At 62.1% G+C, this 24,166-nt stretch carries 22 protein-coding genes; 16 read left to right on the top strand and 6 right to left on the bottom strand.

All coding sequences use genetic code 11. The features are described from left to right. Positions 1–40: 40 nt before the first annotated feature. The 12 genes from surE to lipP1 all read left to right on the top strand — a co-directional run bounded on the left by surE (position 41) and on the right by lipP1 (position 12,948). Positions 41–844 carry a 5'/3'-nucleotidase SurE gene (surE, locus tag SADO_RS11945; protein ID WP_353111639.1) on the top strand — a complete coding sequence of 268 codons (804 nt, stop codon included), beginning with the start codon at positions 41–43 and terminating at the stop codon, positions 842–844. Between the two features lie 188 nt (positions 845–1,032). Beyond that, positions 1,033–2,691: a long-chain fatty acid--CoA ligase gene (locus SADO_RS11940; RefSeq protein ID WP_353111637.1), complete on the top strand. Its 1,659-nt coding sequence runs from the start codon at positions 1,033–1,035 to the stop codon at positions 2,689–2,691. 80 nt (positions 2,692–2,771) lie between these two features. Continuing rightward, positions 2,772–4,862: a 3-hydroxyacyl-CoA dehydrogenase NAD-binding domain-containing protein gene (locus SADO_RS11935; protein ID WP_353111635.1), complete on the top strand. Its 2,091-nt coding sequence runs from the start codon at positions 2,772–2,774 to the stop codon at positions 4,860–4,862. Between the two features lie 22 nt (positions 4,863–4,884). Beyond that, entirely contained in the window at positions 4,885–6,072 is a 1,188-nt protein-coding gene (locus tag SADO_RS11930; RefSeq protein WP_353111633.1) for an acyl-CoA dehydrogenase family protein, read from the top strand. Positions 6,073–6,099: 27 nt separating this feature from the next. After that, a complete protein-coding gene (locus tag SADO_RS11925; protein WP_353111631.1) occupies positions 6,100–7,251 on the top strand; it encodes an acyl-CoA dehydrogenase family protein in 1,152 nt (383 codons plus the stop codon). A 208-nt stretch (positions 7,252–7,459) separates the two neighbouring features. Next, positions 7,460–8,398, top strand: coding sequence for a ketopantoate reductase family protein (locus tag SADO_RS11920; protein WP_353111629.1), 939 nt, complete (start codon positions 7,460–7,462; stop codon positions 8,396–8,398). A 114-nt stretch (positions 8,399–8,512) separates the two neighbouring features. Next, the gene (locus tag SADO_RS11915; protein WP_353111627.1) at positions 8,513–9,619 is read left to right on the top strand and encodes a histone deacetylase family protein; all 1,107 of its coding nucleotides are present in this window, start codon (positions 8,513–8,515) and stop codon (positions 9,617–9,619) included. Between the two features lie 7 nt (positions 9,620–9,626). Next, complete coding sequence (locus SADO_RS11910) at positions 9,627–10,079, top strand: GNAT family N-acetyltransferase (RefSeq protein ID WP_353111625.1); 453 nt, start codon at positions 9,627–9,629, stop codon at positions 10,077–10,079. 73 nt (positions 10,080–10,152) lie between these two features. Continuing rightward, positions 10,153–10,314 carry a DUF2256 domain-containing protein gene (locus SADO_RS11905; protein ID WP_353111623.1) on the top strand — a complete coding sequence of 54 codons (162 nt, stop codon included), beginning with the start codon at positions 10,153–10,155 and terminating at the stop codon, positions 10,312–10,314. Positions 10,315–10,379: 65 nt separating this feature from the next. Then, positions 10,380–11,039, top strand: coding sequence for a class I SAM-dependent methyltransferase (locus SADO_RS11900; RefSeq protein ID WP_353111621.1), 660 nt, complete (start codon positions 10,380–10,382; stop codon positions 11,037–11,039). Positions 11,040–11,149: 110 nt separating this feature from the next. Further along, positions 11,150–11,941 (top strand): alpha/beta fold hydrolase, encoded by a 792-nt coding sequence (locus SADO_RS11895; protein ID WP_353111619.1) that lies wholly within the window; start codon positions 11,150–11,152, stop codon positions 11,939–11,941. 62 nt (positions 11,942–12,003) lie between these two features. Continuing rightward, positions 12,004–12,948, top strand: coding sequence for a LipP1 family hormone-sensitive lipase (gene lipP1, locus SADO_RS11890; protein ID WP_353111617.1), 945 nt, complete (start codon positions 12,004–12,006; stop codon positions 12,946–12,948). 950 nt (positions 12,949–13,898) lie between these two features. Here lipP1 and SADO_RS11885 read toward each other — a convergent pair. Next, positions 13,899–14,657 carry a class II aldolase/adducin family protein gene (locus tag SADO_RS11885; RefSeq protein ID WP_353111615.1) on the bottom strand — a complete coding sequence of 253 codons (759 nt, stop codon included), beginning with the start codon at positions 14,655–14,657 and terminating at the stop codon, positions 13,899–13,901. A 485-nt stretch (positions 14,658–15,142) separates the two neighbouring features. Between SADO_RS11885 and SADO_RS11880 the strand changes: the two genes are divergently transcribed. From SADO_RS11880 to SADO_RS11870, 3 genes are all read left to right on the top strand, one after another. After that, complete coding sequence (locus tag SADO_RS11880) at positions 15,143–16,351, top strand: 3-oxoadipyl-CoA thiolase (protein ID WP_353111613.1); 1,209 nt, start codon at positions 15,143–15,145, stop codon at positions 16,349–16,351. Further along, positions 16,348–17,514, top strand: coding sequence for an acyl-CoA dehydrogenase (locus SADO_RS11875; protein WP_353111611.1), 1,167 nt, complete (start codon positions 16,348–16,350; stop codon positions 17,512–17,514). Before SADO_RS11880 ends, SADO_RS11875 begins: the two co-directional genes overlap by 4 nt. 191 nt (positions 17,515–17,705) lie before the next feature. After that, positions 17,706–18,011 carry a YMGG-like glycine zipper-containing protein gene (locus SADO_RS11870; RefSeq protein ID WP_353111609.1) on the top strand — a complete coding sequence of 102 codons (306 nt, stop codon included), beginning with the start codon at positions 17,706–17,708 and terminating at the stop codon, positions 18,009–18,011. 23 nt (positions 18,012–18,034) lie between these two features. Here the strand turns inward: SADO_RS11870 and SADO_RS11865 are convergent, their stop codons facing one another. The 5 genes from SADO_RS11865 to SADO_RS11845 all read right to left on the bottom strand — a co-directional run bounded on the left by SADO_RS11865 (position 18,035) and on the right by SADO_RS11845 (position 21,932). Beyond that, entirely contained in the window at positions 18,035–18,667 is a 633-nt protein-coding gene (locus SADO_RS11865) for a hypothetical protein (protein ID WP_353111607.1), read from the bottom strand. A gap of 111 nt (positions 18,668–18,778) precedes the next feature. Then, a complete protein-coding gene (locus tag SADO_RS11860) occupies positions 18,779–19,228 on the bottom strand; it encodes a MarR family winged helix-turn-helix transcriptional regulator (protein WP_353111605.1) in 450 nt (149 codons plus the stop codon). Positions 19,229–19,372: 144 nt separating this feature from the next. Beyond that, a complete protein-coding gene (locus SADO_RS11855; protein ID WP_353111603.1) occupies positions 19,373–20,362 on the bottom strand; it encodes an LLM class flavin-dependent oxidoreductase in 990 nt (329 codons plus the stop codon). Between the two features lie 79 nt (positions 20,363–20,441). Continuing rightward, a complete protein-coding gene (locus tag SADO_RS11850; protein ID WP_353111601.1) occupies positions 20,442–20,600 on the bottom strand; it encodes a YqaE/Pmp3 family membrane protein in 159 nt (52 codons plus the stop codon). A gap of 111 nt (positions 20,601–20,711) precedes the next feature. Then, positions 20,712–21,932, bottom strand: a complete 1,221-nt coding sequence (locus SADO_RS11845; protein WP_353111599.1) for an acetamidase/formamidase family protein — start codon at positions 21,930–21,932, stop codon at positions 20,712–20,714. A gap of 452 nt (positions 21,933–22,384) precedes the next feature. Here SADO_RS11845 and SADO_RS11840 point away from each other — a divergent pair, with 452 nt between their 5' ends. Further along, positions 22,385–24,046, top strand: a complete 1,662-nt coding sequence (locus SADO_RS11840; RefSeq protein WP_353111597.1) for a BCCT family transporter — start codon at positions 22,385–22,387, stop codon at positions 24,044–24,046. Positions 24,047–24,166 lie beyond the last annotated feature (120 nt).

Here is a 24,166-nt window from a genome sequence, read left to right as displayed (position 1 = left end):
TTCCTGAACAGCAGACGATGCCCATGAAGCCCGGATGCCCATGAACAAGATAGGTCGCGTACTCGTAACCAACGACGACGGCATCGATGCCCCTGGCCTGGCGGTGATCGAACGCCTCGCCGCCGAGCTCGCCGACGAGGTCTGGGTGGTGGCGCCGATGGCCGACCAGAGCGGCGTCGGCCAGGGCATTTCCATGCATCACCCGTTGCGGGTAACCGAGTACGGCTCGCGCCGCTATGCGTTGACCGGCACGCCGGCCGACTGCGTGATGGTGGCCATGGCGAAGTGGTTACGAGACAGCCCGCCCGATCTGGTGCTCTCCGGCGTGAACTGGGGCGCGAATCTGTCGGACTCGGTAATGTATTCCGGCACCGTCGGCGCAGTGCTCGCGGCCGACCATCTGGGACTCCCGGCGGTTGCTTTGAGCCAGGCGTTCCACGATCGAAGCGCACTCGACTTCGCCGCCACCGAAGCATTTGCAGTCGAAGCCGTGGCTCGGCTCTGGGCCGCGAGAGAGGCCGAAGGCCGTTGCTGCTGGAACATCAATTTCCCGATGCTCGACCCGTCGGAGGTGCGCGGTCTGCGCTTTACCCGCCAGGCGGGCGGGGCGATCGTGGCGCCGCAGTTGATAGACGGCGCGGACGGCCGCGGGCTGGATTATCACTGGCTGGGCTTCGAGCGCGACACCACCACGGTGGTGGATCCGGATGCAGACGTGGTCGCATTGCGCGATGGCTATGTCTCGGCCACGCCGCTGCATGGCAGTCGCTGTGATGAACGTGCGTTCGAACGCCGGGCCGCGGACGGCGGGTGGCGACTGGACATCAGCGATCACGCGGAGTAAAAAAGCCGCTGTTAAAACGAAACACTGTTTCAGACTCGAGGTGACTAGCCCGGGACGGGCCGTCGCCGTGCCGCGTTGACGCAGCGCCCGATGGGCTTTGCCGGACGCCAATTTTCAAGCCAGTCGGCAATCGCACCGTTCGAGAGTGCGAGCCCGGTGGCAGTCGTGAAAACGAGGAGATAATCGTCATGTTCGATCGGCATCATGCCGTCTGGCCCGCCAATCTGCCGCATACGCTGGCGCTGCCACAGACCAGTCTCTATACCAATCTCGAGATTTCTGCGCGCCGCTACCCGGATCGCCCGGCCATCGTCTACTACGACACGCCGCTGAGCTATCGCGAACTCGATGCCCAGGTCTGCGCGCTGGCCGGCTATCTGCAGTCCAAGGGCGTCAAACGCGGCGATCGTGTGCTGCTGTTCATGCAGAACGCGCCGCAGTTCGTCGTCGGCTACTACGCCATTCTGCGTGCGGATGCCGCGGTTGTGCCGGTCAACCCGATGAATCGCAGCGTCGAACTCGAACATTATGTCGAGGACACCGACGCCACAATCTGTATCTGTGGCCAGGAACGCTACGAGGCCGTCGCGCCGTTGCTGGATGCCGGCAAGCTCGAGCACGCCATCGTCGCGACCTATGGCGACTACGTGACCGAGCCGACCGATCTGGATCTGCCCGCGGAAGTACAGGCCGATGTCCAGCCGATCGAGAGCGACAAGGCTGTCGCCTGGAGCCAGGCCCTGAACGCGGGCCATGTGCCCAGTGCACACGAGGCCGGCCCAGACGATCTCTGCGTGCTGCCCTACAGTTCGGGCACGACCGGCGCGCCGAAAGGCTGCGTGCATACTCATCGCAGCGTGATGGCCACCGCCGTTCACAGTATCTACTGGAGTCGCAGCACCTCGGAAGGCCGGTCGCTGGCGACCCTGCCGTACTTCCACGTCACCGGCATGCAGAACGGCATGAACGCGCCGATCTTCATCGGCTCGACCGTGGTGCTGATGACGCGCTGGGAGCGCAAGACTGCAGCCAAGCTGATCGAGCGTTATCGCATCACCCGCTGGACCAATATTGTCACCATGGCGATCGACATGCTGTCCGATCCGGAGATCGAGTCGTTCGATCTGTCGAGTCTGGAAAGCATCAGCGGCGGCGGGGCAGCGATGCCCGAAGCGGTGTCGGACAAACTGCTCAAACTCACGGGCCTGCGCTATATCGAAGGCTACGGCCTGTCCGAAACGATCGCGGGCACGCATATCAATCCGTTCGATGCGCCCAAGCCCCAGTGTCTGGGGATCCCTGTCTTCGATGTGGATTCACGCATCATCGATACGGACCAGCTCACTGAACTCGGGCCCAACGAGGTCGGCGAGATCGTGTCTGCGGGCCCGCAGATCTTCACCGGTTACTGGCGCCGTCCGGAAGCGACCGAGTCGGCATTCATCGACATCGATGGCAAGCAGTTCTTTCGCACCGGCGATATCGGCTACTACGACGAAGAGGGCTATTTCTTCATCGTCGATCGCGTCAAGCGCATGATCAACGCATCCGGTTACAAGGTCTGGCCGGCCGAGGTCGAAAGCCTGATGTATCGTCATCCGGCGATCCGCGAAGCCTGCGTGATCTCCACGCCGGATCCGCGCCGCGGCGAGACGGTGAAAGCCTGCGTGGTGCTCAATAACGAAGGCGAGGCCAGCGCCGACGAAATTCGCGAATGGTGTCGCGAAAACATGGCGGCATATAAAGTGCCGCGGGTGGTCGAACTGTGCGAGACGCTGCCGCGCTCGCCCACCGGCAAGGTGATGTGGCGTGCGCTGCAGGAGCAGGAGTGGCCGGAGGCCAGCTGAGCCGGCCGGACGACAACGAACAAGTAACGGCCCGCGCGCCCGTCGCGCCGGCCGGCAACCGTCAAAGAGAAGGAGTGGTTATGAGTGAAGTGGTTTCCTACGAACGCGACGGCGACGTCGGCGTCATCACCGTCGACAATCCGCCGGTCAACGCGCTCGGCCATGCCGTGCGTCAAGGCATCGTGGATGCGCTCGACAAGGGCATCGCAGATGATGGCGCGAAGGCGCTGCTGATCATCGGCGGCGGTCGCACCTTCCCGGCCGGCGCGGATATCCGCGAGTTCGGCAAGCCGCCGCAGGAGCCGGGCCTGCCGGACGTGGTGCAGACGCTCGAAGACAGCGAGAAGCTCCTCGTCGCTGCCGTGCACGGCACCGCACTCGGTGGCGGTATGGAAATCACCCTCGGCTGCGATTATCGCGTGGCCCTGGACTCGGCGAAGATGGGCCTGCCGGAAGTCAATCTCGGTCTGCTGCCGGGCGCCGGCGGCACCCAGCGTCTGCCGCGTCTGATCGGCGCCAAGGCCGCCATGCAGGCGATCGTCGAAGGCAAGCCGATGAAGGCGGCCCAGCTCGAGAAGATGGGCGTGGTCGACCATGTCGTCTCTGGCGATCTGAAAGCCGAAGCGATTGCCTATGCAGAGAAGCTGATTGCCGACAACGCCCCGCGCCGCAAGGTTTCGGAGCTGCCGGTCGAGAAGGAAAGCGACGACGTCTTCTCCGAGTTCGAGAAGTCCATCGCGCGCAAGAAGCGCGGCTTCCTGGCCCCGTTCCATTGCATCAAGGCCGTGCAGGCCGCCGCGACCGAGTCCAGCTTCGAAGCCGGCATGAAGCGCGAGCGCGAGCTGTTCACCGAACTGCTCAACTCGCCGGAATCCGCGGCTCAGCGTCATGTGTTCTTCGCCGAGCGTGAAGTGGGCAAGGTGCCCGGCATCTCCAAGGAGACGCCCAAGCGCGAAATCAAGCAGGTCGGCATCATTGGCGCCGGCACCATGGGCGGCGGCATCGCCATGAACTTCCTGTCAGCGGGCATCCCCGTGAAGATGCTGGAGATGAAGCAGGAAGCGCTGGACAAGGGTGTGGCGCTCATTCGCAAGAACTACGAAGCGACCGCCAAGAAGGGCCGCATCACCAGCGAACAGGTCGAGCAATGCATGTCACTGGTCAGCACCTCGCTGTCCTATGACGACCTGTCCGACGTGGATCTCGTGATCGAGGCCGTGTTCGAGAACATGAAGGTCAAGAAGACGGTGTTCGGCGAGCTGGATCGCGTCTGCAAGGACGGTGCGATCCTGGCCACCAACACCTCCACGCTGGACGTGAACGAGATCGCGCAGTCGACCAAGCGTCCGCAGGACGTGATCGGCATGCACTTCTTCTCGCCGGCCAACGTCATGAAGCTGCTCGAGAACGTTCGCGGTGAAGCAACCTCGGACGAGGTCATCGCCACGGTGATGGACCTGTCCAAGCGCATCGGCAAGGTCGGCGTGCTGGTCGGGGTCTGCAACGGCTTTGTCGGCAACCGTATCCTGCACAAGCGTCAGGCCCAGGCCGTTCAGCTGGTCAACGAAGGCGCCACGCCGTCGCAGGTCGACAAGGTGCTGTTCGATTTCGGCCTGCCGATGGGCCCGTTCGCGATGGCCGATCTGGCCGGCCTCGATGTCGGCTGGCGTATCCGTGAAGGCCTGCGTGAAGACGATCCGGCCAACGCGCCCGAGCGCGACTGGATGGACGCGCTGGCCGAGCAGGAACGCTGGGGCCAGAAGACCGGCGGCGGCGTGTTCGACTATGCCGAAGGCGATCGTACCCCGCGCCCGTCCGATACGGCCATGGCCGAGATCGAGAAATACCGAAAGGAAAAGGGCATCGAGACCCGCGACGTCAGCGATCAGGAAATCCTGGAGCGCTGCCTGTACGTGATGGTCAACGAAGGCGCCAAGATCCTCGAGGAAGGCATCGCCATGCGTCCGCTGGATGTCGATATCGTATGGATCTACGGCTACGGCTTCCCGGTCTATCGCGGCGGCCTGATGTTCTGGGCCGACCAGGTCGGTCTCGACGCCATTCACGCCAAGGTCAAGCAGTTCCACGACGAATCGGGCGATGCGGCATGGGCGCCGTCGCCGCTGCTCGAGAAGCTCGCGAGCGAAGGTCGCAAGTTCGGCGACCTGTAACGACTGAATTACGGAGTACACGATGGATATTCAATACAACGAAGCCGAACTCGCCTTCCGCGACGAGGTTCGCGCCTTCGTCGCCGAGAAGCTGCCCAAGAGCATCTCGGACAAGGTCAAGTCTTCCGAACACGTCTCGCCCGACGACATGATCACCTGGCAGCGCGCGCTCTACGAAAAAGGCTGGCTGGCGATCAACTGGCCGGAAGAGCACGGCGGCCCGGGTTGGAGCCCGATCCAGAAGCATATCTTCGAGGAAGAGACGGCCGAGGCCGGCGCACCGCGCATTCTGCCCTTCGGTCTGAACATGGTCGCCCCGGTGATCATCAAGTTCGGCACCCAGGCCCAGAAGGACTACTATCTGCCGCGCATTCTCAAGAGCGAAGACTGGTGGGCCCAGGGCTATTCCGAGCCGGGCGCCGGTTCGGACCTGGCCAGCCTGAAGTGCCGTGCCGAACGCGACGGCGATCATTACATCGTCAACGGCCAGAAGACGTGGACCACGCTGGGCCAGCACGCGAACATGATCTTCGTGTTGGTGCGCACGGACACCACGGTCAAGAAGCAGGAAGGTATTTCCTTCCTGCTGGTCGACATGGAAAACACGCCCGGCGTGACCGTTCGCCCCCTGATCACGCTCGACGGCGCACATGAAGTCAACGAGGTGTTCTTCGACAACGTGAAGGTGCCGGTCGAGAACCTGGTCGGCGAAGAGAACAAGGGCTGGACCTGTGCCAAGTATCTGCTCACCTTCGAGCGTACCGGCATCGCCGGCGTGGGCATCTCCAAGGCCGCGCTCGCGCATCTCACGGAGATCGCGCGCAATGAAAAGGCCGAAGGCAAGCCGCTGATCGAGCATCCGCGGGTCGCGGAGAAGCTGGTCGAGCTGGAACTCGAGCTGATGGCGGTCGAGATGACCAACCTGCGCGTGGTTTCGGCCGCGGAAGCCGGCGGCGTGCCGGGCGCGGAAAGCTCGTTCCTCAAGATCATGGGTACGGAAGTGCGCCAGAAGATCTCGGACCTGTATCGCGAACTGGCCGGGCCCTATGCGCTGCCGTTCCCGGATGAAGAGATCATCGAGGACGCGATCGGTCCGGACTTCAGCGGCTCCGCGGCGTCGACGTACTTCAATCTGCGCAAGCTGTCGATCTTCGGCGGCTCGAACGAGATTCAGAAGAACATCATTTCCAAGGCAATCCTGGGCCTGTAGGCCGGTTGCCGGAAAGAGGAATACAAGATGGATTTTTCCTATAGCGACGAGCAGCGGATGCTCAAGGACATGGTCGACCGCGTCGTGGCCGACCAGTATGGCTTCGAGCAGCGCGAGAAGATCATCAAGTCGGATGCCGGCTATTCGCCGGACGTCTGGGCCCAGTTCGCCGAACTCGGTCTGCTGGCCGTGCCGTTCTCCGAGGCTGCGGGCGGTTTCGACGGCGGCGGTGCCGAACTGATGGTCGTGGCCGAAGGTTTCGGTCGCGGTCTCGTGGTCGAGCCCTATCTGTCCAGCGTCGTGCTGGCCGGCACCTTCCTGGACGCCGCGCTGCCCGACGACACCAAGGCCGGCGCCCTCGAAGCAATTATCGGCGGTGAGCAGCGCTACGCCTTGGCCTGCTACGAGCCGGACGGCCGTTACGATCCGCACTGGATCGAAACCACCGCGAAGAAAGACGGCGAGGGCTATGTGCTCGACGGCAAGAAAGCGGTCGTACTCGGCGGCGATAGCGCCGATCAGCTGCTCGTGATCGCGCGCAGCAGTGGCGACAACCCGTCGGCCAATGGTCTGAGCGCTTTCCTGGTTGCAGGCGATGCCGAAGGCGTCTCCCGCGAGGGTTACACGACGTTCGACGGCCACCGTGCCGCCGAGATCACGCTCGCTAACGTGCGTGTGGGCGCGGATGCACTGGTCGGCAGCGAAGGCGGGGCCGCTGCGCCGTTGCAGCACGCGCTGGATCGTGGCGTGGTTGCGCTGTGTTCCGAGGCCACGGGCGCGATGGAAGTCGCTTGTGACCTGACGCTCGACTACATCAAGGAGCGCAAGCAGTTCGGCGTGCCGATCGGCAGCTTCCAGGCCTTGCAGCATCGCATGGTCGACATGCGCATCTCGCTGGAAAAGGTGCGCTCCATGACGCTGTGGGCGGCCTGTTCGCTGGAGGCGCCGGAAGCCGAGCGTCGTCAGCGCCTGGCCGCGGCGAAGTACATGGTCGGCAAGGCCGGTCGCCACGTCGCCGAGGAAGCGATCCAGCTGTTCGGTGGCATGGGCATGATGGACGAATCATCGGTTTCCCATTACGCCAAGCGGATCGTGCTGATCGACCACTATCTGGGGGATCGCAACTATCACCTCGATCGTCTGATCGATCAGCTGGGCGAGGAAAGCGCAGCCGCCTGATCGAATGATTGGAATGGTGTGAACAACGGGTTGTCGGCCTCTGCCGGCAACCCGTTTTTTATGGGTTCGATCCGGCTGGGGGTAGGTTTTACGCCGGTTTCGGGGGCGATTGCTGTAATCTGCAGTTGGTCGGCCTGGCCTTGGCGCGGGCTGCTCGAACTAGCGGGGCAGTCGCAGGGCAGGGATAACAGAATGCAAGGAAATAGCGATGAGTGAAGCCACTCGAGTGGTCATGGTCGGTGCGGGTGCAATCGGCAGTTTCTACGGCGCAATTCTCAAGCGCGCCGGCTGTCATGTCAGCGTCGTGCTGCGTTCGGAATACGACGTGGTGCGCGAAAAGGGGTTTTCTATCGACAGCCCGCTTGGCGACCTGTCCTACCAGCCGGACGCGGTCTATCGCGACGGTGAGACGCTTGAGCAGGCGCCCGATTACGTCATATGCTGCGTGAAGGTACTACCGGGTGTCGATCGCGGTGCGTTGCTCAAGCCCTGGGTGGGCGAGCACACACGGATCGTGTTGATCGAAAACGGTATCGATATCGAGCGTGCGGTCGCGGACGTGTTTCCTGCCAATCCGTTGATCAGCTGCCTGGCCTTTATTGCGGTCAGCCGCACCGAGCCGGGCCGTATCGAGCACAAGGCGTTCGGCCAGCTGACCATGGGCACCTGGCCCGACGGCATCTCGGACGACTGCCGTGCGATCGCGGCATTGTTCGAAGCTGGCGGCATCAACATCAAGCTGTCGGAATCGGTTGTTGCCGAGCGCTGGCGCAAGAGCCTCTGGAATACGCCGTTCAACCCGTTGTCCGTGCTCGCCGGCGGTGCGGATACGGTGACCATGCTCGACACCGAGGGCGGCGAGGCGCTGGTGCGCGAGATGATGGCCGAAGTGGTGGCGGTCGCGGCTGCGGACGGGCACCCGATGCCCGAGGACGCCATCGACAAGAACATTGCCGGTACGCGCAAGATGCCCGCTTATCGCAATAGCATGGCGCTGGATTATCTCAATGGCCGGCCGATGGAGATCGACGCCATTCTCGGCAACGTGGTGGCCATAGCCCAGCAACACGGCGTGGCCGTGCCACGGCTCGAAACCATGCGCGCAGCGCTTGCGATGCGCGACGTACAGGCCGCCAAGGACAATTAAGCGGGTCGATCGGACAGATGGATGACGAGGAGATTCTTTCATCGAAACGTTTGGCAGTCCCCGCATACGCGCTGACTGCTACGCTTGCCCGATGTTTGCCAAGGAGTGCATGCCGTGATCGGCGATCGTGATGTGCTGGTGATCTACGATGAGCGGGTGCTGTCGCACCGGCCGGAAGCTGCAGAGGAATTCCTGCCCGGACGCATGAACAAGCGTATCCGCGGCATCCTCGACGGCCTTGGCCTGGAAGCCAAGTGGAGCTACCCGGAGCACCCGGGGCGGGTGCTCGCAGTGAACGAACTGCTTCAGGCCGAGCCGATCGCCGGCGTGAAGATGGCCAAGGGCCAGGCGGCGACGCGCGAACAACTCAATCGCGTTCATACCTCATCGTATCTGGAGAGCCTCTACGATCTGGAAGGCAAGCAGGCGTGGCTCGATGTCGATACCACGGCGATCTCGGCCGGCAGCCTAGACGCGGCCGAAGTGGCGGCCGGTTCGGCGATCGCCGCTGTCGATGCGGTATTCGAGAAGAAAGCGAAGTCCGCGTTCGTGATCAGCCGACCGCCCGGTCATCACGCGAATGCCGTGCGCGCACGTGGTTTCTGTCTATTCAACAACATCGCCGTCGCCGCCGCTCATGCCCAGTTCCACTGGGATATCGAGCGCGTGCTGATCATCGACTGGGATGCCCACCACGGCAACGGTACGCAGGATATCTTCGCGGCTGATCCCAGCGTGATGTTCTTCGACACCCACCGCGCGGCGCCGTTCTATCCCGGCACCGGCGACCTGGAAGAAATCGGCGAGGGCTTGGGCGAGGGTACGACCGTGAACGTACCGCTGCCGGAGGACGCCGGTGACCTCGCCATCGTCAACGCGTTCGAGAATATTCTCGTGCCTGCAGTCGAATGGTTCGACCCGGAACTTATTCTGGTCTCGGCCGGCATGGATGCGCATCGCACCGAGCTGTGCCTGAACATGAGTTATGACGGCTACAGCGCCTTGACCGGAATCGTCCAGCGGCTGGCCGACAAGTACTGTGACGGCCGGCTGGTCATGGCTCTGGAAGGCGGCTACAACCCCGATACGCTGGCGCGCTGTACGCACCGCGTGCTGGAAGTGATGGCCGGTGGCGAGCCGGCCACCGTGCGCGAGCCCGGTGTGGCCGAAGTCGCCGAGATGGCAGAGTTCCATCGATCGGCCTTCGCCGACATGGAATGATGCTGCGATGACGCAAGACGAACGCCTGCCCATCAGCCTGCATCCGGTCACGACCCACAACTGGCAGCGCTGTATCCACCTGCGGCTGTCGCCGGAGCAGGCCAGCCGCGTGGCGTCCAATCTGTACTCGCTCGCCGAGGCCTACGTGCAGCCCCAATGCACGCCGCGCGCGATCTATGCTGGCGACACCATGATCGGTTTCGCGATGACGGAATTCATTGCTGCCACCGGCGCATACAACATCCCCCGTTTCATGATCGATATAGACTGGCAGGGTGGCGGCTATGGCGGCGAGGCCTTGCGCGCCATTATCGATGCGCTGAAAAGTGAGCATGAAGATGCGCCGATTCTCATCAGCCTTACGCCCGAGAACGAAGCCGCGCGCCGACTCTACGAGCGCCACGGTTTCGAGGATACCGGCCAGCGGTTCCATGGTGAGGATGTGCTGCGCTACCCCTGAAGCGCAACGCGGGAATCCGCGATCGCGGCGAAGCGCGTAAGCCGCTCCACCATACGAACAAGGCGCTCGAGTAATGGCCCGCATGCGCAAGAAGGCCGACCTGCCTTCCAAGACCTGCCTGCACTGCGCGCAGCCCTTCCAGTGGCGGCGAAAATGGGCACGCGACTGGCCGCAGGTGCGTTTCTGCAGCACGGCCTGCAAGCGCGCATACAAACGTGGTGACTGGCCTCTTTGAAAGCTGCCGGAAACATTCGTGCTCGACTAGACTCCCATTAACGTTGCCTACCACGGAAAGCTTTGATGCCCTTGATTCGATCTTTTTATAAACGCCTCAACACCACTGCTGTGAAATCGAACGACGGCTTTGTCGGTTCGCGCCGGTATTGGGAGCGGCGCTACGAGAAAGGGAGAAACTCGGGGGATGGTTCGTATAACGAGCTGGCCGTGTTCAAGGCGGAGGTGCTCAATGCGTTTGTGAAAGAGCAGGGTGTCGACCGGGTTATCGAGTACGGATGTGGCGACGGCAATCAGCTCTCGCTGGCCGAATACCCGATCTATACTGGCTTTGACGTCAGCGATCGTGCGCTGGAGCTGTGCGAGGCGCGCTTCGCAGGTGATACGAGTAAGACTTTCAAGCGCATGGATGCCTACGATGGGGAACGTGCCGATCTGACGCTGTCGCTTGATGTGGTCTATCACCTCGTCGAGGACCCGGTTTTCGAGGCATACATGGCGCGGCTGTTCGACTCGGCAGACGATCACGTCATCATCTATGCGTCGAACAGTGAGAAACAATTACCGGATCAGGCCCCTCATGTGCGTCATCGTGTCTTCACCGATTGGGTCGCCGCGCATCGGCCGCAGTGGGTGCTCACTCGCCAAGTGCCCAACCGATATCCGTTTGATCCCGCAACCGAGACCGGTTCCTTCGCCGATTTCTTCTTCTTCGAGCGTCGATAGGGATATGCGCGACGAATGAGATGACTTGCCGAGGCGATCGAGCGCCGGGTCGCCACGGGTGCTAATCTCGAGTCACGAGAATAAATACCAATAGAAAAGAGGAGATTGCGATGCCTGTCGCTTCGGTGAACGGTCAGAACCTGTATTACGAGGACAGCGGCGGGCATGGCCCGGCGATCGTGTTCTCGCACGGCCTGCTCATGGACCGCGAGATGTTCGCGCCACAGGTCGAAGCGCTGAGCGACCGCTATCGCTGCATCGCCTGGGACGAACGCGCCCATGGCCAGACCGCCGGTGATGAACCGCCCGCGGCATTCAGCTACTACGACTCGGCCAACGACCTGGCGGCGCTGCTGGATCACCTGGGTATCGAAACGGCGATCCTCGCCGGCATGAGCCAGGGCGGGTTTCTGTCGCTGCGCTGCGCATTGACACATCCGCAACGTGTGCGTGCGTTGATCCTGCTCGACACCCAGGCCGGGCTCGAGAACCCGGACAATATGCCGGGCTACGAACAGATGATCGAGACTTGGGCCACCCAGGGGCTGCCGGACGAGATTGCGAACACGATTGCCGGCATCATTCTCGGCGATGGTTGGTCGGGTACGGCCGAGTGGCAGGACAAGTGGCGTGGCTGGCAGGCGCACAATCTCATCGCAGCGTTTCAGACGCTGGCCTCGCGCGACGACATCACCGATCAGCTATCGCGAATCTACCAGCCATCGCTGGTTGTACACGGCGATGCCGATATGGCGATTCCGATGGAGCGCGCAGAACAGCTGGCGGACAACCTGCCGAACGCCGAGTTGGTGGTTGTGCCCGGTGGTGGGCATGCCGCCAATCTCACCCATCCGGAACCGGTCAACGCCGCGATCGAATCGTTTCTCGAACGGCTCGGTTGAGCGTCGCATCATTCACGGTCGGCGAGCGCGCGTTGCGCTGGACTGTCGCATAAGGACCACCCATGACACTCGATCCCCAGGCCGCGAGCGTGCTCGAAGCGGCCGAGCAGAGCGGCCTGCCGCCGTTGGAAACGTTGTCGCCGGTCGAGGCGCGCCGTCAGTATGAAAAAGGCGCTGTGATCGTCGGCGGCCAGCCGCCTGCGGTCTTCTCGGTACGCGATACCGAGGCGCCCGGGCCGCTCGGTCCGATTCCGCTTCGTGTCTATGCGCCGCGGGACGCGGGCAGCGACGCGCTGCCCATGCTCATCTATATCCACGGTGGCGGCTATGTCATCGGTAGCCGCGACAGCCACGACATACCCTGTCGTCACCTGGCGCTCGGTGGTGATTGCATCGTGGTATCGGTCGACTACCGTATGGCGCCGGAGCATCCCTATCCCGAACCGGTCGACGACTGCTGGGCCGCGGTGAACTGGATCGCCGAAAACGCGGCGTCGCTCGGTGCCCGGGCCGATCGGATCGCCATCGGTGGCGACAGTGCCGGTGGCAATCTCGCCACCGTGATGTGCCTGAAAGCACGCGATGGCGGCGGACCGTCATTCGTGTATCAGCTGCTCATCTATCCGGGCACTGACAAGAGTCGCAGTCATGCTTCCCATGCCGAACTGGCCGAGGGCTATCGGCTCACGCGCCCGTTGCTGGACTGGTTCATGGATCATTATTTCAGCGGTGAACCAGTCGATCCCGATGATCCCCATGCCTCGCCGCTACACGCCACGGATCTGTCGGGCCTGCCGACGGCACTGGTGATTTCTGCCGGCTACGATCCGCTGCGTGACGAGGACATTGCCTATCACGAGAAGCTGCTTGCTCACGGGACGGTGTCGGAGCATCTGCATTACCCGGGGATGATTCACGGGTTCATCAACATGCCGGGCGTGCTTGATGTGGCGCGTGAGTGTCTTGAGGAATGTGGTGTACGACTGAAGCGGGTGTTTGCTGACTAGGGCCGAGCGCTAGCGCACTGCTTGCGAAAAGCTTATGCCATGAAAGTCATGGTTTCTGAATTAACTTTTTAGGCGGATTTTGGCTTGGGGTTTCGCACTGCTGTGCGAGTCACTTTTATTTGCTTGCCCAAAATAAAAGTAACCAAAACAAAAGGCACCCTGTCTTGCGCCGATGCTACGCATCGGTGCCCTGCGCTGCTCGCCAGGACGAGCGCAGCCGGAACTCGCTTCGCTCAGACATCCGGCCGCTTCTTCTCGTCCTGACTCCGCTGCTCGGCGCTACGCCCAAGGGACCCAATACAGACAAGCTCGCTGTCGCTCGCTCAAGGTCGTGCCCTTTGTTGTCGGATTCAGAGCTCGCCTAGTCCGACAAGAACGGAGTCGCGCGCTGAACTGCAGTTCGGCAGTTGAGTCTGCTCTGGTCGTCGGCCAGACGCCTGTATTGGGCGCGTTGCACGGCGACGGAGACGCGCAGCGGCGAAGTGTGTCCGGCGCACCACGCCGGTGCGGCCAGCCTGTTTGAGCGTCGCTAAAGCGACGCGAGTTCTGGCAGCATCCCTTCGCTGCGAGCATCGGCGCGAAGCGCCGACGCTGTGCCCGGGTGTCCTTTCCTTTGCTTCCTTTCGTTTGGACAAGCAAACGAAAGACAGTCGCAAAGCAGTGCGAAATAAAAGCTCCGTCAAACTCGTGAGTGCCGAAAGACTGGTGGCCTCAGCCCGCGGCATTTCGAGTCCACATCTGGAGTTCACGCGACTCGGGATTTCCTGCAACCGCGAGAGCTGCTTTTATTCTTCGCCTAAATACAAGTCGCGAAAACAAAGGCCACCCTGTCTTGCACGATTCGTCGCATTCGACCTCGACGCTACGCGAGAGGGGTAAATACAGCACAAAAAAAAGCCCCGGTTCGTTGCCGAACCAGGGCTTACGTTTTCGCGTGCTAGAGCGAGCAATCAGGTGGCGTAGTCGCTACCCATACGCTCGAGCTTGCGGATCAGCGCCGGCCAGGCCAGCTTGTGTGCCGCGCCCAGGCTCTGGGCCTGATCGGCGGTAGTATCCAGCGCCTGCTGAGACGGCACGTGGCCCGGGCCCATCGCCAGAGTACGCACTTGGATCTGGCAGGCCTTCATCAGGAAGTACATATAGGTGAAGGCTTCGCCGACGTTCTTGCCGACCGTCAGTGTGCCGTGATTACGCAGCATCATGATGTCGTGATCGCCCAGGTCGGCAACCAGACGCTCGCGCTCGTCGAGGTTCAGTGCCACGCCTTCGTACTCGTGGAAGCTGATATGCGGAATGCACAGCATGGCGGTCTGACTGAGCGGCAGGAGGCCGTCCGGATGCGCGCTCACTGCGACGCCATCGGCAGCGTGAAGATGCAGTACCGCGCCGGCTTCCTCGCGCGCCATATGCACAGCGCTATGAATAGTGAAACCGGCCGGATTCACGCGATTGGTCGCGCCCGGATCGACGATCTCACCGTCTTCGTTGACCTTGACCAGCGACGATGCCGTGATTTCGTCGAACAGGAAACCGTAGGGATTGATCAGAAAATGGTGTTCCGGCCCAGGTACGCGTGCGGACAGGTGGGTGAACACCAGATCGTCCCAGCCGTAGAGCGAGACAAGCCGATAGGCTGCGGCCAGATCCTTGCGGACCTCCCATTCGGCTTCGGACATGGTGTGGGAACGATCGGTTGCGGCATTCGCCATGGTGACTCCTCCTTCAAGCGGACAGTTCGATTATGGAATTCGATTTCGCTATGCAAGCAAATTAGACCTTGCCTCGCCGCGGGTCAATCGCGGCAGCGGATCTTCATCGTGGTTGGCGCGCATGTCCTTCAGGCGCTCGGTGACGGCTTCGGCAGGCCGGTTATAGAGGCCATGGTGAAGGTCACCGTGCCGATCTATAGATTGCTGCAGCGCGCCATACGACAGAGCGCAGCATAAGGGCAATCAAAGGCGACCAGACCGAGGTTGCGTTGAGTACAGCCACCGCCTATTCTTGCCGGCGACTTTTTTAAAACAGCGTTTCGTTTATGACGGAAGTGCGGAGACAACGCACGGCGTAGGCGGAATTTCAGGTGCGATTCGGATCGGAACGGCAGACGGTATCGCGCGGTCGAAAATACCGCAGCTTCACCGCCGTTTGACCCGGGTGGCCGCCCCGGGCTGTTGCGATCCTTGATGGAGATCCAATGCTAGACGCTTATATCTACGATGGCCTGCGTACCGCGTTCGGCCGTCATGGCGGCGCGCTCGCGCCGGTGCGTCCCGACGACATGCTGGCGGCCGTGATCCGCACGCTGGTCGAGCGTAATCCCTTCGACACTGTCGATTACGAGGACGTGATCGCCGGCTGCACCAACCAGGCGGGCGAAGACGCGCGCAACGTTGCGCGCCATGCCGGTCTGCTGGCGGGTCTGCCGGTGTCGGTGGCGGGCCAGACGGTCAATCGCCTCTGTGGCAGCGGCCTGGCTGCCACCGTCGATGCCGCACGCGCGGTGACCGTGGACGAGGGCGCGTTGGTGATCGCCGGCGGTGTCGAATCCATGAGCCGCGCGCCGTTCGTGATGGCAAAGGCCGACAAGGCCTACTCGCGCAATATGTCGGTGTTCGATTCAACCATCGGCGCGCGTTTTCCCAATCCGAAGGTGCTCGAGCAATATGGTGCCGATGCCATGCCCGAGACCGCCCAGAACGTGGCCGAGGATTTCGGCATCAGCCGCGAAGCCGCTGATGCTTACGCGGCCCGGTCGCAGGCCCGCTACGAGGCCGCGCGGGCCGAGGGCTTCTTCAACGACGAGATCATGCCGCTGGATGTGCCGCAGGGGCGCAAGCAACCGCCGGTCTCGGTTGCCGCCGACGAACATCCACGCCCGACCAGCACGGCAGACAAGCTCGCCAAGCTGCCGCCGATCGTGCGTAACGGCATCATCACTGCTGGCAATGCTTCGGGCGTCAACGACGGCGCCGGCGCGCTCATCATCGGTTCGAAAAAAGCCGGCGAAGCGGCCGGTATCGCGCCCCGAGCGCGTATCCTTGCCGGTGGCGTCATGGGTGTGCCGCCGCGGGTGATGGGTCTCGGCCCGGTCGGTGCCTGCCAGAAGGTGCTCGACCGTGCCGGGCTGACGCTCAAGGATATGGACGTGATCGAGATCAACGAGGCGTTCGCGGCCCAGGTACTGGGCTGCTGCCACGAACTCGGTCTCAAGGGCGACGACGAGCGCCTGAACCCGAACGGCGGCGCGATCGCGGTCGGGCATCCGCTCGGCGCGTCCGGCGCGCGGCTGGCGTTGACCGGCCTGCGCCAACTCGAGCGCGTGGACGGTCGTTACGCGCTCATCAGTTTATGCATCGGCATCGGCCAGGGTGTGGCCATGCTCATCGAGAGGATCAAGGCATGAAGGATTTCCAATGGTCGGACGCGCTGAGCCTGGACTCACAGCTGTCCGAAGACGAACGCATGATCCGCGACGCGGGCCATGACTACTGCCAGAACAGCCTCATGCCGCGTGTGCTCGAGGCTAACCGCCACGAGATCTTCCATCGCGAGATCATGACCGAGATGGGCGAGCTGGGCTTGCTCGGCGCTACCATTCCCGAGGAATACGGTGGCGCCGGTCTCAACCACGTCTGCTACGGCCTGCTCGCGCGTGAAGTCGAGAACGTGGACTCGGGCTATCGCTCGGCGATGAGCGTGCAGTCGTCGCTGGTGATGTTTCCGATCTACACCTTCGGCAGCGAAGCCGTACGCAAGAAGTACCTGCCCAAGCTCGCCACCGGCGAATGGGTCGGCTGCTTCGGCCTGACCGAGCCCGATCATGGTTCCGATCCGGGCTCGATGAGCACTAAGGCCAAGAAGGTCGACGGTGGCTATGTGCTCAACGGCGCCAAGACCTGGATCACCAATTCGCCGATTGCCGATGTGGCGGTCGTCTGGGCCAACCTGGACGGCAAGATCAACGGCTTCGTGGTCGAGCGCGACTTCGGCGGCATGACCACGCCGAAGCTGGAAGGCAAGTTCTCGCTGCGCGCCTCGACCACCGGCCAGATCATGCTCGACGACTGCTTTGTGCCGGACGAGAACCGCCTCGACGTGGAAGGCCTGAAGGGGCCGTTCTCCTGTCTCAACAAGGCTCGCTACGGCATCTCCTGGGGTGCGATGGGCGCGGCCGAGTTCTGCTGGCACGCAGCACGCAGCTATACGCTCGATCGCAAGCAGTTCGGTCGCCCGCTGGCCGCCACTCAGCTGATTCAGAAGAAGCTGGCCGACATGCAGACCGACATCACGCTCGGTTTGCAGGGCGCGCTGCGTCTCGGACGGTTGATGGACGAAGGCAACTGGTCGCCGGAAATGGTCTCGCTGATGAAGCGCAACAACTGTGGCAAGGCGCTGGATATCGCCCGCCAGGCGCGCGACATGCACGGTGGTAACGGTATTTCCGACGAATATCACGTGATTCGTCACGTGATGAACCTGGAAGCCGTGAATACTTATGAAGGCACTCATGACGTGCACGCGCTGATTCTCGGCCGTGCCCAGACCGGGATCCAGGCGTTCGGCTAGCCGGATAGCGCGCCGTCGCGACGCGCGTTGAGGCCTGTTCGGCGATCTGCCGGGCGGGCCTTTTTAATGTTTGCGGCTCGCGATGCTGAGCGCGCAATGATTCATGCGCGATTCAGTCCGCGCGTTGTCTACTCTGCGCCAGATCTAGGCGCGTCGTGAGAGCGCGGCGCTTTGATACGGGAGATAAAAGAATGACAACGCACACGATTCGTAACAGTCTGATCGCGGGTCTGATGGCCCTGAGCGTGAGCGCGCCTGCCATGGCGCTGGATGACGAAACCGTCGACGCTGCCGTAGGCGGCGGCCTAGGCGGTGCTGCGGGCGCGGCGATCGGCAACGAAGTCGGTGGCCGCACGGGCGCCATTCTCGGCGGTGCAGCCGGCGCCGCTGGTGGCGCTGCCATCACCACCGACGACGACGATCATCACCGCGGTGGCCACGACTACCACGGTGGCGGCCATTGCCCGCCCGGGCAGGCCAAGAAGGGCCGCTGCTAGAGCCGGTAGTGGTCTAGGATGGCCTAGAGCTGTTCTTCCAGCCAGCGCTGCAGGTGTTGGCGCGCGCTGCGCTTGGCCATGCGCTTGGTGGTGGTCGCGACCGGGCGCATCAGTTCGTTGTTGTCACCGCGCACGATGAACTTGCGCTGCGCGCCGACCACGCCGCCCTCCGGGCCGTAGCTCGCGATTACGGTGATCTTGAAGTTCTCGACCTCAAGCGAGCGGATCGGCTTCTTGTCGTCGTGTTCGAGATTCTTGTGCCGCTTGCCGGTTTGCCGGATAAGCGAGCGGAAGGTGCCCAGATTGATCTGCTCGCCGGCGCGCAGCGGTCCCTGACGCGTGACCTCTTGGGGGCGATCCTCACTGTCATTCGGCTGGGCGGTATCGAAATCGGTAATCGATTCGGTGTACTCGCCGTCCTGCGTGCGGATGGTCATGAGCAGACTGTGGACGTAAATCGGCTCCTGACTCATGTTGCTGATCAGGCATACCGAGTCGACCTGTTGCCCCCAGCCCTGAGTGATCAGGATGCGGGCCTTGCGCTGCCGCTTGAATCCGGAGAAGAGCAGGTGGGCGTAGAAAAGCCACACGGCGAGCGTGCCGAGACTGGCGAAGAACGACAACGCCTGCGCGTTCTGATTGATCCATTGCCACATGGTTATTTTTCTGCTGCGTCTAAAAGGCGCGCAATTCTGTAGCAATCAATGGTGGCGCGCCATGCGTAGATACACTCAGAGTGCCTGGCGCGGCAGATGCTGGCGTGCGTTTTAGCCGAGGGTGTCGGCGAGCTCCATGATGCGGGCACGCAGCTCCATGGCATCGGGACGCGACAGTTCGATCTGGCACAACATGGAATCGGACACTTCGTTGGCCTTGCGCTGCAGGTCGCGTCCTTCCTCGGTCAGCGAGATCAGAACCCGGCGTTCGTCTTCGCTATCGCGTTCGCGCAGAACCAGGCCGGATTTCTCCATCCGCTTGAGCAGCGGGGTCAGCGTGCCGCTATCCAGATGCAGCTGCTGGCCGAGTTCACCGACCGAACGTGGTGCCTGTTCCCAGAGCACGAGCATCACCAGATACTGGACATAGGTCAGCCCCAGCGGTTCGAGCAGGGGGCGGTAGGCGCGGATGATGCGGTGGGTAGCGGTGTACAGGGAAAAGCACAGTTGCTCGTTGAGTACGGGCAGGCTGTCGTTGTCGCGTTCGGGAGAGACGCCCATACGGTCGGATCCGGTCAAATGTGCTGATGTCATTGTGACGGTTTTGTTCCGCGAGCGCGAACTAAAATGCAATTTGGGATAAATATCCCGAATTCATCGGCGCGGTTATGAAATTTTCAACTGTCTAATCAACGCGCACCCGCATTATTGCATGGCTTGGGCGACCAATTCATAGCTCTGCAGACGTTTCTGTGGATCGTGGATATTAGACACGATCATTATTTCGTCCGGCTCGCCGTCTGCGAACAGTTCGTTGAGTTGATTGCGAACCGATTCCGGGCTGCCGATGACGTGGCGGTCACGATTTTCCAAAATCGCATTACGCTCCATGTCCGTGTACTCGTAGGCCAAGGCTTCCTCGGGCGAAGGCAGAGGCGAAAACTCCCCTTTGCGAAGACGCAGCCACATCAGGTCTACCGTCGAGGCGAGACGCTCGGCCTCTTCGTCGGTCGGCGCACAGATCACCGATACTCCGAGAATGGCGTGCGGTTCGGGGAACCCCGGCGACGGCGAAAATGCCCCGCGATAGCGGCGTAGCGCCGGCTCGGCCGGGACCGGGCTGAAGTGGCTCGCGAAGCTGTAACCCATGCCGGCCTTGCCCGCGACGTGCGCGCTTGCGCCACTCGAACCGAGAATCCAGATTGGCGGCAGCGATACGTCGCTCGGGCTCACGGTCACGCCGTGATAGGGATGGCCGCGCCGCAGCGTGCCCCGAGACAGCGCCAGCATTTCGTTGAGCAGGTCAGCGAACTGCTCGCCCGACGAGGCACGAAGGGCGCGACTGGCGCGGGCATCCGAGCCGGGTGCTCGACCCAGGCCCAGATCGATGCGGCCGGGATACAGCGCTTCCAGCGTGTGGAAAATCTCGGCCACTCGTAGCGGCACGTGGTTGGGCAGCATGATGCCGCCCGACCCCACGCGGATGTGGTCGGTCATGGCCGCGGCGCGCGAAAGCAGCACCTCCGGCGCCGAGCTGGCAATGCTCGGCATGCTGTGATGCTCGGAGATCCAGTAGCGCTTGTAGCCGCAACGCTCGGCCGTGCGCGCGAGATCAATGCTCGAGCGCACGGCGTCCGACGCGTCCATGCCACTGGGCACCGGTACAAGATCGAGAACGGAGAGGTCTGCCTTCATGATGCGTCAGCCGCGTGCCGTGGATTCAAAGCTGTATCGATAGTGGGCACGATCGCCGGTTTTTACAGCCTTGAACTCATCACCGTTTAAGAATGATGTAGATCGCGTGGATCACGCCCGGCACATAGCCCAGCAGCGTCAGCAGGATGTTGATCCAGAAATGCAGGCCGATGCCGACTTGCAGGAATACACCGACTGGCGGCAGCAGGATGGAAAGGAGAATGCGGATCAGGTCCATGATGATTCGGTAATGGAGTGTCAGACCTCCATCCTAGGGCATTTGTCGAATCAGACCTGAACGAGTCGATTGAACCCGGCCGCGGCATCGGCCGCGACCGGGCGAAGAAAGTTATTCGGACGCGTCGAAATCGTCGAAGTCGGATTTCCGGATCAACGCGTGGATGCCCTTGGTCTTGTCGACCACCTGAGAGACTTCGAAGTCAGTCGCCGCACTCAGGTAAGCGAGCGCCAGAGCTTCGTCGATCCCGTAGTGGGCATGCAGGAAGCGAATGGATTCGCGTACTGCGTCCTTCATCGCGAGGTCCAGATCCTCGTCGAGGCCGACCGTGATCCAGTAGTCGTTTGTCTCGCCGAGCAGCTTGTCGACCTTCTTGCCCGGCAATTCCGCCTTGCCGCTCTTGAGCAGGGTGAGCTTGAGCGTTGCCCGCAGCGAGCCTTCGAGGGCCGTCAGTGCCACTTCCCCATCACCCTGGGTGAAATGACTGTCGCCGGTATAGAACAGCCCGCCTTCGACCGCGATCGGATAATAGACGGTGCTGCCGGCGCCCAGATCGTTGATGTCGGCGTTGCCGCCGATACGGGACGGCGGCACGGAATTCACGGGATCGGCGGTGTCCGGGGCGACCCCCATGATGCCCATGAACGGACGTAGCGGGAAACGTATCTGGCGTTTCTCACCCGCGTCCAGCACGCCGAACCATTGGTCGCCGTCCTTCTCGATCGGGGTGAAGGTAGATACGTTGGCATAGCGGTCGGGATATTCGCTGCTCGGGTTCTCTTGGGGCTCGGTCCTGGGGTATTCGCCCGGTAGCGCGCCCTTGCCGTGGCGGTTCGAGATCACGCCGTAAGGGACGCGTGGTTCGAGTTTGACGACTTCCACCTTGAGCACGTCGCCCGGTTCGGCGCCTTTGATAGCGACGGGGCCGGTCACGATGTGCGGACCGTCGCCGAAGAAATCGTGTTTCATGTCGGAGCCGGTGATCGCGATCGCGTCTTTGAGCACGGCCTTCTCTGCAATGTCGTGCGTGGCGAAATAGGCCACCGGATCGCGGCCCTGATCCTCGAGGATGCCTTCGTGCGAGATCGTGTCGAAGGTGATTGTGCTACCGGAGGGCACGGTCAGTACCGGCGTTGCACTGTTGTTGGGCAGATAGCCCCAGCGCACGGTGTCGGTCGTGGAGGGCACATAGAAGTTGCCGGCGTAGTCGCCCGTGGTCATTTTCTGCGGCTTGTCCGCCATGGGCTGGAGTACTTCGAAACTGTCAGCGGCGGCCTGGGCTGGCAGGGTGCTGCAACATAGCGCAAGGGCGCCGGCGAGATGGCGTTTCATAGAGGCTCGTCTGTCGATGAATGAATACCGACAGAGCTGCCGCAAGAGTCGAGCCAAGCCATCCTCTTACGCCGGAGAAATCGGATAATTGCGAATGTCGTAAGTCGCTGGTTTTCTAATATCCGGCGTGGGCAGGTGGTAGGCTGCGGGCCTGATTTCGGGCGAGCCGGACTACGCATCGGTTGGCGCGAAACGACGAGTCATCTCGCGTCGATATAAAGGCGTGGGGCACGTCGTGCAGGCCCGCATCGGTCGCGGAACCGTCTTCCCGACCAGGGCTGCTCGATCACTCGTGGCAAGACGCATCAATACCTGGCGGGCGTTTGCGGGCGTCGAGGCTAAGTGCTAGTAATGTTGCATACGCCACGCGTATTGCGTCGGCTCCTCTCGCCTCATCTTTGCAGACCGAGATCTCTCGGTGGGTGCATTCAATTGAAATATTCGGGGGTTTCTTGAGTAATCTGCTAACGCGTAGCCAGCGCGTTTATACCGGTTCGGCACTCGTGATCATTGCGTTAGTGATCGTTGGCGCTGTCTTTCCCGATGGCTTCGGCAACTTTGCCAATTCGGCACTCGGCTCTGTGTCGCATGTGTTCGGTTGGCTCTATCTGATCTCGGTTTTCGGCTTCGTGATCTTTCTGGTCGGGCTGGCATTCAGCCGCTACGGCAAGATTCGACTGGGCGAACCCTACAGCCAGCCCGAATACAGCTTCTTCTCCTGGGTGAGCATGCTGCTGGCGGCAGGTTTCGGCGTGGGGCTCGTGTTCTACGGGCTGGCCGAGCCGATCCTCCATTACCTCAATCCGCCCTATAACGACATGCCGGGCTCGACCCCCGAGTCGGCGCGTTACGCGATCCAGTACAGCTTTTTCCACTGGGGCATCAGCCAGTGGGCCGGTTTCTCGATCGTCGGTCTGATCATTGCCTACTTCCAGTTCCGCAAGAAGAAATCGGGCCTGGTGTCGACGGTGATGGAGCCGATGACCGACAAGTTGCCCGAGGGCGCACGCCAGCCCACGAGCGACGCGCTCAACATCTTTGCCGTAGTGGCAACCGTGATGGGCGTGGCCACTTCGCTGGGTCTGGGCGTGCTGCAGATCAACGGTGGCCTGAACCAGATGTTCGGCGTGCCGGACACCACGCTCTGGAAGTTCATCATCCTTGGCGTGATGTGCGCCTGTTACACCATGTCCAGCTACTCGGGCCTCGACAAGGGTATTCAGTGGCTGTCGAACATCAACCTGGCGCTGTGTCTGGGCTTGATGGGCTGGGTGCTGTGCACCGGCCCGACCATATTCATCCTCAACACCATCGTGGTCGGCATTGGCGACTACATGGAAAACTTCATCGCCATGAGCTTGCGCATGAACCCGTTCGAGGACACGGGCGAGGACTGGATCTCGAGCTGGACGGTTTTCTACTGGGCCTGGGTAATTGCGTGGTCGCCCTTCGTGGGCACCTTCGTGGCGCGTATCTCGAAAGGGCGCACCATCCGTGAATACGTGATGGGCGTGCTGATCGTTCCGCCGCTGCTCGCCTGTGGTTTCATCGGCGTATTCGGTGGCGCGGCCCTGCATATGGAGCTGTTCGGCGATGCCGCCGGCACGCTCACCAGTGCGGTCGACGAAAACATCACGTCGGCGTTGTTCACATTCTTCGAGATGATGCCGTTTACCAACGTGCTGTCGGTTCTGGCCATGTGCCTGATCTTCGTGTTCCTGGTGACCTCGGCGGACTCAGCGTCCTATATCGTTGCCCAGATGACCGACGAAGGCTCGCTGGAGCCGCCGCTCTACAAGCGCCTGTCCTGGGGCCTGATGATTTCGGCGATCTGCCTGACGCTTATCGTGGCCGGTGGGCTCAAGGGTCTGCAGACAGGCTCGTTGCTGGCCGCGCTACCGTTTCTGGTGATCCTGTACTTCATGGTCTTCGTGCTCACCCGCGAGCTGCGGGACGACAGGCGGCGCATGCTCATGGATCTGTACGAAAAACATGAGTCCATGCCGGTCGGCGCCGACGCGTTTGAAGCCCGCGACATCCTCAACGATGTCTGGGACGATGACGATTACGAGGACGCCGACGACGAAGGCAAGCGCTCGCAAACCGATAGCTGATCGGTCGAACAGGGCTTCTTCGATTGCGGGCCGTGCCGGCTTCCGGCGCGGCCTTTCTGTTTGGTTCAGCGGTAGTTCACGCCTTCTGGCTAGATTGGGCGCAGACAACCAATCCTGTCG

The sequence above is a fragment of the Salinisphaera dokdonensis CL-ES53 genome (assembly GCF_040361215.1).
In the GTDB taxonomy this organism is placed as follows: Bacteria; Pseudomonadota; Gammaproteobacteria; order Nevskiales; family Salinisphaeraceae; genus Salinisphaera; species Salinisphaera dokdonensis.
Note: the sequence above shows the minus strand (reverse complement) of the source record. Positions and strands in the feature narration are given on the sequence as shown.